The 10,927-nt window shown below is 63.2% G+C and carries 14 protein-coding genes; 7 read left to right on the top strand and 7 right to left on the bottom strand.

Going from position 1 to position 10,927, the window contains the following annotated elements; genetic code table 11:
* Window positions 1–526 (top strand): phosphatase PAP2 family protein (locus AC1DUU_RS11930; RefSeq protein ID WP_476783627.1); only part of this gene is annotated, 526 nt, incomplete at its 5' end.
* A gap of 36 nt (window positions 527–562) precedes the next feature.
* On the opposite strand, the gene AC1DUU_RS11935 is transcribed toward AC1DUU_RS11930, so the two are convergent.
* From AC1DUU_RS11935 to AC1DUU_RS11945, 3 genes are read right to left on the bottom strand one after another with little or no spacing between them, the layout of a single operon-like run.
* Window positions 563–1,360, bottom strand: coding sequence for a YiiX/YebB-like N1pC/P60 family cysteine hydrolase (locus AC1DUU_RS11935; RefSeq protein ID WP_476783628.1), 798 nt, complete (start codon window positions 1,358–1,360; stop codon window positions 563–565).
* Between the two features lie 48 nt (window positions 1,361–1,408).
* The gene (locus AC1DUU_RS11940) at window positions 1,409–2,341 is read right to left on the bottom strand and encodes a CHAD domain-containing protein (RefSeq protein WP_476783629.1); all 933 of its coding nucleotides are present in this window, start codon (window positions 2,339–2,341) and stop codon (window positions 1,409–1,411) included.
* Complete coding sequence (locus tag AC1DUU_RS11945; RefSeq protein WP_476783640.1) at window positions 2,338–2,811, bottom strand: CYTH domain-containing protein; 474 nt, start codon at window positions 2,809–2,811, stop codon at window positions 2,338–2,340. The genes AC1DUU_RS11940 and AC1DUU_RS11945 overlap by 4 nt, the downstream gene beginning before the upstream one ends.
* A 79-nt stretch (window positions 2,812–2,890) precedes the next feature.
* Between AC1DUU_RS11945 and AC1DUU_RS11950 the strand changes: the two genes are divergently transcribed.
* The 5 genes from AC1DUU_RS11950 (at window position 2,891) to AC1DUU_RS11970 (ending at window position 7,554) form a co-directional block, all read left to right on the top strand.
* Window positions 2,891–3,574: a CerR family C-terminal domain-containing protein gene (locus AC1DUU_RS11950; protein WP_476783630.1), complete on the top strand. Its 684-nt coding sequence runs from the start codon at window positions 2,891–2,893 to the stop codon at window positions 3,572–3,574.
* The gene (locus AC1DUU_RS11955; RefSeq protein WP_476783631.1) at window positions 3,571–4,521 is read left to right on the top strand and encodes an HlyD family secretion protein; all 951 of its coding nucleotides are present in this window, start codon (window positions 3,571–3,573) and stop codon (window positions 4,519–4,521) included. The genes AC1DUU_RS11950 and AC1DUU_RS11955 overlap by 4 nt, the downstream gene beginning before the upstream one ends.
* A 95-nt stretch (window positions 4,522–4,616) precedes the next feature.
* On the top strand, window positions 4,617–5,534 hold the full coding sequence (locus AC1DUU_RS11960; protein ID WP_476783632.1) for an ABC transporter ATP-binding protein: 918 nt from the start codon (window positions 4,617–4,619) through the stop codon (window positions 5,532–5,534).
* On the top strand, window positions 5,531–6,679 hold the full coding sequence (locus AC1DUU_RS11965) for an ABC transporter permease (protein ID WP_476783633.1): 1,149 nt from the start codon (window positions 5,531–5,533) through the stop codon (window positions 6,677–6,679). The genes AC1DUU_RS11960 and AC1DUU_RS11965 overlap by 4 nt, the downstream gene beginning before the upstream one ends.
* 56 nt (window positions 6,680–6,735) lie before the next feature.
* Entirely contained in the window at window positions 6,736–7,554 is an 819-nt protein-coding gene (locus AC1DUU_RS11970) for a DUF2066 domain-containing protein (protein WP_476783634.1), read from the top strand.
* A gap of 157 nt (window positions 7,555–7,711) precedes the next feature.
* Here the strand turns inward: AC1DUU_RS11970 and AC1DUU_RS11975 are convergent, their stop codons facing one another.
* Window positions 7,712–8,032, bottom strand: coding sequence for a hypothetical protein (locus AC1DUU_RS11975; protein ID WP_476783635.1), 321 nt, complete (start codon window positions 8,030–8,032; stop codon window positions 7,712–7,714).
* A 176-nt stretch (window positions 8,033–8,208) separates the two neighbouring features.
* Here AC1DUU_RS11975 and mbfA point away from each other — a divergent pair, with 176 nt between their 5' ends.
* A complete protein-coding gene (gene mbfA / locus AC1DUU_RS11980; protein ID WP_476783636.1) occupies window positions 8,209–9,192 on the top strand; it encodes an iron exporter MbfA in 984 nt (327 codons plus the stop codon).
* A 125-nt stretch (window positions 9,193–9,317) separates the two neighbouring features.
* Here the strand turns inward: mbfA and AC1DUU_RS11985 are convergent, their stop codons facing one another.
* The 3 genes from AC1DUU_RS11985 to AC1DUU_RS11995 form a co-directional block, all read right to left on the bottom strand.
* Window positions 9,318–10,082: an SDR family oxidoreductase gene (locus AC1DUU_RS11985; RefSeq protein ID WP_476783637.1), complete on the bottom strand. Its 765-nt coding sequence runs from the start codon at window positions 10,080–10,082 to the stop codon at window positions 9,318–9,320.
* 282 nt (window positions 10,083–10,364) lie between these two features.
* Window positions 10,365–10,709, bottom strand: coding sequence for an antibiotic biosynthesis monooxygenase family protein (locus AC1DUU_RS11990; RefSeq protein WP_476783638.1), 345 nt, complete (start codon window positions 10,707–10,709; stop codon window positions 10,365–10,367).
* Window positions 10,706–10,927 (bottom strand): NIPSNAP family protein (locus tag AC1DUU_RS11995; RefSeq protein WP_476783639.1); only part of this gene is annotated, 222 nt, incomplete at its 5' end. The genes AC1DUU_RS11995 and AC1DUU_RS11990, both read right to left, overlap by 4 nt.

A 10,927-nucleotide genomic window follows, 5' to 3' on the forward strand; every position in this document is an offset into this window, starting at 1 on the left:
GATCGGGCCGCTCTGGCTCGAAGAAGCGATGCGCGACATCACCGCACTCGGCAGTGCCTCGGTGCTGATCTACATCACCGCAATCACCATCATTTTCCTGTGCATGACCAAGCGCTGGAGACCGGCACTGTTCGTGTTCGTTGCGGTCGCCGGCGGACAGGTGCTGTCGAGCGTGCTGAAGCTCGGCATCGACCGGCCACGTCCCGACCTCGTCTCGCATCTGGCACAGGTGTACACGATGAGCTTTCCGAGCGGACACGCGATGTTGTCGGCGGTGACCTATCTGACGCTGGGCGCGCTTTTGGCACGCTTCCTGCCGGGGCGCGCGACGACAGTCTTCGTTTTCGCAATTGCGGTGCTGACGACGCTGATGGTCGGTATCAGTCGGGTCTATCTCGGCGTGCACTGGCCTTCCGATGTGCTCGCCGGCTGGTGCGCAGGCTTTGCCTGGGCGACCTTGTGCTGGGTGGCCAGCCGCCACCTGCTGAAGGACGAAGGTGCTGACCACAGCATGCGGCGACAGTGACCAACTGACACGACCTGCTCCAGGCTGATACGACAGCTACGCGATAGAGCCCGTCTGCTCCTGATCGCCCCAGCTGACCTGCTTGTAGTCGAAGCCATATTCCAGCGTCGGCTTGACGATGCGGAAATAGGGCGACAGGTCGAAGTCGCGCGGCGTGTAGAGCGAGTGGTGGCGGATGTGCATGATCTCGCGGCGCATATAGTTCGACTGGGCCGACGCGCGGCCCGGTGCACGGGTGATCTCCGGCAGGATCGGATAGCGGATCTGGCCATAGGCCTCGGCGATCATCGTCGAGCAGATAGCGCGGGTTGGGTCGCCCGAGCCGAAGGCGATCATGCGACGGCGCCAGCGCACCGGCACGGGCGGCCTCGGCACCAGGTAGCGCAGCATGTCGAAAATGTTCTTGAGGTCGTATTTCAGGCCGAGCCTTTGCACCATGAAGCGGACCACATGCTCGCGATCCTCCGGCGAAAGGCCGTTGGCCCGGCAGATGCGGGTGTTGTAGGTGCGGTATTTCGACAAGGGAACGGCGACGCAGCCTTCGCCGAGATTGACCTCGATCAGGCGTGGCCGCTCGGAACCGTCGGCCGGTTCGGGCAGCGCATCGCCGACATAAAGTGCCGAATGCGACCAGGTCGACTGGGTCAAATATTTGATGACGGCCGAAATGCGCTGATTACCCTCGATCAGCAGGATGTCGCCGGGCTCGAGCGTGCGGCGCAGCGTTTCGGCATCGGACGGCGTGTAGGGCTCGTAGCCGGACGATTCCACCTGCAAGCGTGAAGCGAGCCAGCGGCCGATGCGGTCGAGCAAGGGGTCGGTCTTCTCAGTCATGACGCAGAGGACGTAACATGAGGCGGACGGGCAGCGCCAGTCGGCGAACTATTCGCTCCCTGCGGCCTCGGTCTCTGCGCTGAGATCGTTGCTGCACTTGCTGGCGAGCCCGCGTACCGTGCGTCTGGGCTTGTCTTCGAACAATTCGGCGGCATCGGTGAGACACAGCTTGCGCAAGGCCTTTTCCGAGCGTTTGAGCAGCCGCACCAGATGCTTCGGCTCCGCACTGTCGAAAGGCGCCTCCCTGGCCTCGATCAATGCGCGCATGACGAAGATGTCGTGCAGTTCGCCCAGGCTTTCGCCAAGGGCGTCGAGGCGCTCGCGGCGCGGCTTGACCGGCGATGGCCAGAGCTTGCGCAACAAGGAGAGATGGTCGGCGTGCGTCTTCACCGCCTTGCGCAGGTCGTGGAAATCATCGGGCTCGCCGCGCTCACGCACGTGACCAAGCGCCTTGCGGGCGTGCCGCAATGTCGCCAGCGCGCCATCGACGAGCACATCGGCGGCATTCTCCGGCAGATCGGGAAGCACAAGCGTTTCGAGTGCGGCGAGACATGACTGGCATTCGGCAACCGCCTTGTCGAGAACAGCGCCGAGCCCGGCCCCGCCATGGGCGCTTTCGGTGCGATGACGCGCCAGCATCGCGCGGATGCCGGCAAGGCCGGCGGCGTCCGCCTCATTTGGGAAGTCGGCGATCAGGCGGTCGATGGTCTCGATCGAAGCCGTGGCCTGGCGCGGGCCGGAGATCGATTTGGAGATGTCGCGAAAACGGGCGTTTTCGGCTTGGCAGAATGCCTCGTCGCCCGGGCGAACGAGGCGTAGCAGCGCACGAAGTGCCTTGATGCGCTTGCGGGCGCTGTGCAGCGCCTTTTCGGGACTGTAGCGGGCCGTGTTCAGATGCGTGACGATCTTGCCGATCTCCTCGCCTGCGATACGGCGAACCTCTGAGGTAAGCGGCATCAGGGGATCGATGCGAAAGCTCATGCGGCGACCTCCGGGACGTCGCTGAGGGCCAGTGACGCGTTGTAGTAGCGCGGGTCGTCCGTGACCTCCTGGCCGATCCATGCCGGCAATTCCGAAGCCGGGACATCCTCCGGTGTCTCGAGTTCGGCGATGACCAGCCCGCTCAGCTCACCGCCAAAGACGTCGATCTCATAAAGACGGCCACGATGGCTAACATGATGGCGTGTCTTCTCGATGACACGCCCGATGGCGAAATCCTGCATCTCCTCGGCATCGGACAGCGGCACAGGATATTCGAACTCGTCGCGCTCGCGGCCCCTGGAGCCGAATTTGAGGGTGAGCGTCGCCACCTCGCCATCCGAGATGCGCAAACGGACTGAACGTCCTTGGTTGGAGCCCAGATAGAACTGCCGGATTCGGATCTCGGCCTCGACAAAGCTCCGCCACTCCGGTCCCGTTACCAGGAACTTGCGTTCGATTTCCTTTGCCATGGGACCAGTAAAGCGCGGCGCACGACCCAGCGCAACATCGATCTTGACTTTAATCAATCGATTGATTAAATTTGGCGCCATGAGCAAGGCACCAATCCCGCAAACCGCCTCGGCAGCCGACGCGACCCGCATGGCGCTTGTGCTGGCCGCGCTGAGGCTGTTCGGACGTCAGGGCTTCGACGGAACCTCGACCCGCGAAATCGCCACCGCCGCCAACGCCAATATCGGTTCGATCGCTTATCATTTCGGCGGCAAGGAAGGCCTGAGGCTTGCCGCCGCCGACTATATCGTCGCAACGATCCAGTCGATTGCCGGACAGACGCTCGCCGCCAACACCCCAGCCCAGTCCCAGCCGGTTACCGCCGAAGAAGCCGAGGCCCAGATCGAAGCAGCGATCGAACGCATGGTCGGCTTCATGGTGGCGCGCCCCGAGGCCGGCGAGATCGTGCAATTTGTGCTGCGCGAGCTGTCGATGCCCACCGACGCGCTCGACCGCATCTACACCGGCGTGTTCGAGCCGGTGCACCGCAGGCTCTGCCAGCTCTGGTCCGCCGCCACCGGCGATGAAGCCGAGAGCGAACGCACCCGCATCACCGTGTTCATGATGATCGGCCAGGTGCTCTACTTCCGCATCGCGCGCGCTGCCGTTCTGCGCCGCATGGGCTGGGCGGATGTCGGCCCGGCCGAGGCCAGCAAGGTCATTGGCATCGCCAAGGAAAACGTCGCGGCCATCATCGCCGCACGGAAAGCAAGAGAGCCATGAGCATTCTGTGTTCGATCCCCTTTGCCGCTTCGCTGTTTTCTGCATGCGCCGGTCCAACGCCGCTGGCCGTCGGTTATGTCGAGGGCGACTATGTCTTGCTTGCGCCCATCGAGGTTGCCCAGGTGAACGCGATCGCCGTCAGGCGCGGCGACCGCGTTGAAGAAGGCAAGCCCGTGGCCCTGATGGAAGCGGCCGACGCCAGCATCGCAGTGGCGCAAGCCGAGGCAGCACTGGCGCAGGCGAAGGCTTTGCTTGCCGACCTCAAGATCGGCAAGCGGCCAGAAGAGATCGCCGTGCTCGAAGCCGCCGTGCGCTCGGCCCAGGCCCAGGTCGATGAGACGCAGCGCACCTTGATCCGCACACAGGATCTGACCAAGCGCGGCGTCGCGACCCAGGCACAGCTCGACGATGCAAACACGCAACTCGAAGTCGCCCAGGCAGCCATCGGACAGGCCACGGCCAATCTGGCGGTCGGCCGCCTTCCGGCCCGCGTCGAGACGATCAATGCCGCCGAGAACGCCGTCAAGGTCGCGCAACAACAGCTAAGCCAGGCTCAGTGGCGCTTGTCGCAACGAACCATCGCCGCACCCGCACCGGGCCGTGTCACCGACGTCATCCGAAATCCCGGCGACCTTGCCGGCCCCTCGGCGCCGGTACTGGAAATGCTGCCGGACGGTGCGGTCAAACTGATGGTCTACATTCCCGAGACCGACTTTTCCAAGGTCAGCATCGGCACCCGGCTTGCCGTGCGCTGCGACGGTTGCCCAGACGGGCTGACGGCCAAGATCAGCTACGTTTCGCCCGACCCCGAGTTCACCCCGCCAGTCATCTACTCGCTCGAGAACCGCCAGAAGCTTGTCTACCTTGTCGAGGCACGTCCGGAAGACGCCAACTCGGCGTTGCAGCCGGGGCAGATCGTGGATGTGGCACTGGAGGCAGGGAAATAGGGCAATGAGGCAGTAGGGCAGTAGGAAAAACGCCTGCACATATTGCCCTACTGCCCTACTGCCCTACTGCCCTACTCCCTCGCCGGAGGCACCCAATGAACGCCATCGAAGTCAAAAACCTGGTCAAGCGCTTCGGCGACAAGACTGTCGTCGACCACGTCACCATGACGGTGGCCGAGGGCGAGATCGTCGGCTTTCTCGGGCCCAACGGTTCGGGCAAGACCACGACCATTCGCATCATGTGCGGGCTGCTCACGCCCGACGAGGGCGAAGGCCAGGTGCTCGGCCACGATCTGCGGACCGACAGCCTGAAGATCAAGCGCGAAGTCGGCTATATGACGCAGAAGTTCTCGTTCTACGAGGACCTGACGATCGGCGAGAACCTCGAATTCGTCGCCCGCCTCTACAAGCTCAGGCCGGTCGAGGAACATGTCGCGAGAACGCTGGAGGAGCTTGGCCTGACCAGCCGGCGCGACCAGCTCGCCGGCACGCTGTCGGGCGGCTGGAAGCAGCGCCTGGCGCTCGCCGCCTGCATCATGCACAAGCCCAAGCTGTTGCTGCTCGACGAGCCGACGGCCGGCGTCGACCCCAAGGCGCGGCGCGAATTCTGGGACGAGATCCACCGCCTCGCCCGCGGCGGGCTGACGGTTCTGGTGTCGACCCACTACATGGACGAGGCCGAGCGCTGCCACCGCATCAGCTACATCTCCTATGGCAAGATGCTGGCGACAGGCACCGTCGAGGACGTGGTGCGCAATGCCGGGCTGACCACCTTCGTGGTGTCGGGGCAAAGGCTCGACGAAGTCGCTTCCACGCTCGAAGGCCAGCCAGGCATCGACCAGGTCGCTCCCTTCGGCGCCACGCTGCATGTCGTTGGCTCCGACCGGAAAAAGCTCGAAGCGGCCCTTGCCGACATACGCGGCCAAGACGGGGTGACCGTCGAGCCGGGCGAGACCAGCCTGGAAGACGTGTTCATCCAGTTCATGGCCGGCTCCAAGGACAACATGTCATGAAGAGCATCGGCAACGGCTTCTTCTCCTTCGCCCGGCTCGGCGCATTGCTGATGAAGGAGTTCATCCAGATGCGGCGCGACCGCATCACTTTCGCCATGATGCTGGGCGTTCCCTTGATGCAGCTCGTGCTGTTCGGCTTTGCCATCAACAGCGATCCCAAGAGCCTGCCGGCGGCACTGCTTGCGATGAACAACGACCAGTACACCCGCGCCATCGTCGCTGCCCTGCAGAACACCGATTACTACCGCTTCGACCATGTCGCCACGACCGCCGCGGAGGCAGAGCAACTCATGGCCAGCGGCGCCGTTGCTTTTGTCGTCACCATCCCGGCCGATTTCGGCCGTAGGGTAGCGAGCGGCAACTCGCCCCAGATCCTGATCGAGGCGGATGCCACCGATCCCTCGGCATCGAGCGGCGCGGTGTCGACGCTTGGAACGGTCGCCAGCCAGGCGCTGCTCAGGGCGCAAGGCATGCAAGCGGCGGCAGCCGAGATGGCCAAAGGCCAGCTCGAGGTCGTCGTGCACCGCCGCTACAACCCCGAGGGTATCTCGCAATACAACATCGTGCCCGGCCTGCTCGGCGTTATCTTGCAGATGACCATGGTGATGATGACCTCGATGGCGCTGACGCGCGAAACCGAGCGCGGCACGATGGAGAACCTGCTTGCCATGCCGGTGAGCCCGGCCGAGATCATGCTCGGCAAGGTGCTGCCTTATCTCGTGGTCGGCGCGGTCCAGGTCGCGGTCGTGCTGATTGCCGCGAAGCTGTTGTTTGCCATCCCCTTCGTCGGCTCGCTGCCGCTGTTGTTGTCGGCGATCCTGGTCTTCGTGCTTTCGCTGGTGCTGCTCGGTTACACCATCTCGACGGTTGCCCGCACACAGATGCAGGCGATGCAGCTGACCGTCTTCTTTTTCCTGCCGTCGATCCTGCTGTCGGGCTTCATGTTCCCCTATCGCGGCATGCCCGACTGGGCGCAGGCGTTGGGCGAGTTCCTGCCGCTGACGCATTTCCTGCGCATCATCCGCGCCGTCATGCTGAAGGGCGCCGAGTTCCCGGCAATCGCCACCGAAGTCGGCATCCTCGGCCTGTTCGTCATCTTCTTTGCCGGGTTGGCGCTACTCAGGTTCCGCCGCACCTTGGACTGATCTTTTTTACGGGCAGCCGCTCTGATAGCTTGCAGCCTCCGAACGGAGAGTGCGGCATGCTTCGCGGCGGAATCGGGCTTGGAGTGGCGCTGTGGATCATGGCATCGTTGCTTGGCCCAGCGATAGCGTCCAACCTCTACACCACCCAGACCATCACCAGTGGAACGGCTCCCGAGCGCCGCGATATCGGTTTCGCCCAGTGCCTGCGCGACGTGGTGGTGAAGGTGACGGGCGACAGCCGGCTGCTCAACGAGCCGCGCGTGGCGGAGCAGGCCAGGCATGCCGGCGACCTCATTGCCAGCCATGCGTTTCGCGATCGGATGGGCGGCACACCCATCCACGACGAGCAGGGCAGCTACGACCGGCCGCATGACCTGACCTGCGTCTTCGACGAGGCAAAACTCGACGCCTTTTTGAAGTCGCTGGGCCGCGAGCCGTGGCTCAAGCGTCCACGGCTCGTCGCTGTCGTTGGCATTCACGACGGGAAGGGTGTCGAGAGCATGCTTGCCGGCGACAGTTCTGGTCCGCGCGACCGGGACATGCTGACAGCGCTCGCGCGCGCCGCAGACAGGCTGGCGCTGCCGATGGTGGTGCCAAGCCAAAGACAACTATCGCAGGCAGGGTTGAACACCAGGACGTTGGCGACAGCCGACCCCGCGCGGCTCAACACCTTGGCCAAGATGGCCAGTGGCGACGTCGCGCTCACCGGCACCATCACATGGAGCGACAAGGATCTCGGCTGGGTCGCCAACTGGCGGACGGAAGCCGATGGCGAAAACCAAAGCTGGGGCATTGCTGGTGTCGGCTTCGACGACGCTTTCCGCAATGCGGTGGCTGGTGCCGCGCAAGTGCTGTCGGGGCACGGCGCATTGTAGGGAGTGCCGGTCCCTTCGCCCTCAGAGAGAAGGGAAGGTAGCGTTGTCGTTCGAGCACACCCCTGCCCTTCGCCCCTTCGACAAGCTCAGGGCCTCCGGGCGTTCGTCGTTAGAAAAGCCAAATCGTTGGCTTTTCTTGGCTAACAGCCAACACTCCTCACCCCAGCAGCGACCGCACCCGCTTCTCTCCACCTGCCTTGCGCCAGGCGTTGAAGCGGTGGGTGGCGGCGGCGAAGGAAATCTTCATGGCGCGGGCCACCGAGTAGCGCGAACTGCCCTCGTCGAACATGCGGTAGCAGCACTCCACGCCATCCGGCGTCAGCTTGCCGTCGCCGGTCTTGTTCTGCGGGTTGGCTGGGTCGAACTGCTCGACATGCGGCACGAGCATGCTCTTGAGGCGTTGCAAATCGGCTTCGATGCTGGCGACCAGTTCGAGCACGGGCGTGGGATCGAAGTCGGGTGATTGCTTGGCCGCCATCGGGACATCCTTCTATCAGCTGAGATTAGGCTATATAGCTAAACATTTCGCTATAACAAGAAGCCGCGCCAGTTGTGCGAACGACGCGRCAAAAAAGTCGCATGCCACGCTCACGCATTGACCTGAAAGCGCTGAGATTCTAGTTTAGAACGATTCTAAACTGAGGGAATTTTCTCATGTTATCCCGTGTCTTCGGCTTTGGCCGCCGTGCCTTCGATTCCCTGTCCGAGCAGGAGATCCTGGCTCTCGCCATCTCGTCTGAAGAAGATGACGCCCGCATCTACCGGGCTTATGCGGACGGGCTGCGCGACGAGTTTCCACAGTCGGCCAAGGTTTTCGATGGCATGGCCGAGGAAGAAGACGGGCATCGTGCCGCGCTGATCGAAATGCACCAGGCACGGTTCGGCGAGCGCATTCCGCTGATYAGGCGCGAGCATGTGYRGGGCTATTACGARCGCAAGCCCGACTGGCTGGTTAGGCCGCTCGGCATCGACAAAGTACGCTACCAGGCCGAGGCGATGGAACAGCAGGCCTATCGCTTCTACATCGAGGCGATCAAGCGGACGAGCGATGCCTCGACCCGCAAGCTGCTTGGCGACCTTGCCGCGGCCGAACAGAGCCACGAGTCGCTCGCTCACAAGCTCGGCGACACGCATGTGCCCGAGGATGTGAAGGAAGAAGAGGCCGCCGGCGAGCGCCGGCAGTTCATCCTGACCTATGTCCAGCCGGGCCTGGCCGGGCTGATGGACGGCTCGGTTTCGACGCTGGCGCCGATATTTGCCGCAGCCTTCGCCACCCAGGACACCTGGCAGACGTTTCTCATTGGCCTGTCGGCTTCGGTCGGCGCCGGCATCTCGATGGGCTTCACCGAGGCCGCGCATGATGACGGCAAGCTTTCGGRCCGCGGCTCCCCGCTCAAGCGCGGCCTCGCCTCCGGCATCATGACCACGGTCGGTGGCCTGGGCCACGCGCTGCCCTATCTGATCCCGCATTTCTGGACAGCGACGACGGTCGCCGCGATCGTCGTGTTCTTCGAGCTCTGGGCCATCGCCTTCATCCAGAACCGTTTCATGGAGACACCGTTCCTGCGTGCTGCCTTCCAGGTGGTGCTCGGCGGCGCGCTGGTGCTTGCGGCAGGCGTCCTGATCGGGAACGCTTAGAGCCTGTTCCATTCCGATTAAATCGGAATGGGGCTCTTTCTTCTTGTTGGAGCATGATCTTTTCCGAAAACCGGTACCCACTTTTCGGGATCATGCTTTAGCCAAGGCTCGCACCKCCGCCCTTCTCAATCCGGCGAAACCGACAGGTTCTGGCCAAGCCCGCCGTCGACCTTGATCTGCTCGCCGGTGGTGAAGGTGGCGTCGAAGCCAAGAAACAACACAGCGCGCGCCACCTCGTCAGCTGTGCCGTGGCGCTTCATCGGCGTCACCGCGTCGCCGATTTCCATGAAAGCTGCACGCTCGTCGGCGGTCGCGCCGGCGACGCCCATGGTCGGCGTATCGATGAAGCCGGGGCTGACCACGTTGACCCTGATCTTGCGCGGCAAGAGCTCGGCGGCCAAAACCCTGCCGAAAGACCGCAGCGCGGCTTTGGTGGCGGAATATACCACCATGCCGGGGGTACCGGAATCATCGGCGACCGACGAGGTAAAGACGATCGAGCCGCCGTCCTTGATCAGCGGGATAAGTCGCTGCGTGGTGAAGAAGGCGCCTTTGGTGTTGATRTTGAACTGGCGGTCGAAGGAGGCTTCGGTGACCTGATCGTAGGGCTCGAGTTCGGAAATGCCGGCATTCATGTGCAGGAAATCGATCTTGCCGAGCTTTTCCCCGACCTCGGCGCCAAGCCTGGCGATCTCGTCCATGTCGGTAATGTCGGAGCGGACGACGTGGGCGCTGCCGCCGAGCGCGCGCTGCGCCTCGTGGATGGTCCTTTCGGTGCGGCCGGTGATCAGCACTTCGGCGCCACCGGCGACAAGAGCCTGCGCGACAGCGAGCCCCATGCCATGCGTGCCGCCGATGATCACGGCCTTCTTGCCCTTGTATTTTGTCATGATCTTTCCCTTGTCGACCCGGCTTTGCCGCGCCCGTTTGCAATCGACGCTGAGGTCCCTTTGTCAAGGACGACGCGGTTCCTGTTTGAACGCCGTCTGCGGGCGCTCTATCCCGCGAGCCCGGCGTCATGACCGAAAGCTAGGAAGTCACTGAGGTGTGCTCAAGTACAGACGAAATAGTAAGGTACTTACCAAAACCTCAGAATTGGAGATTTCTTGCAACAAAAGGAGCAGGAAAGTTGCTGCCTCTCCCGTTTCTACCAGACAGGCAATGGTTACTTTTCATCCATGCGCTTGCCTACTATCCGCAGGCGCTTCGGCGCGCTCGGTCAGGCCATAGTCACGCACAACCTGAGCGATGCGCAGCCGGTAGCCTGAGAAAACCCCTCCCCGGCCGGCCACCTGTGCCTGGCGGTGCTCTTCTGTATTACGCCAAGCCTTCACCGCTTCCTCGTCGCGCCAGAACGACAACGACAAAAGCCGCTTCGGATCCGCAAGGCTCTGAAAGCGCTCGATCGACAGGAAGCCGTCCATGCTGTCGAGCAGCGGGCGCAGGTCAGCGGCGATGCCGAGATAGGCCGCGCGCTGGCCTTGTGCCGGCTCGGCCTCGAAGATGACGGCGATCACGGCTGCCTCACCAGCGATGAATGCGGGCCCGACGCCAGCTTCAGGAAGAGGCGATCCTCTTTGAGGATGAACCTTTCACTCTTTGCGAACTGGTAGTTCTTGCGCCCGAGCGGATCGGMCGCAAGCCGCGCACGATAAGCCTCGTAGGCGGCGAGATTTTCGATGTTGTAGACGCCATAGGCGGTCGTTGCCGAGCCCTCATGTGGCGCGAAATACCC

Source organism: Aminobacter sp. P4_H6_2 (genome assembly GCF_056400805.1).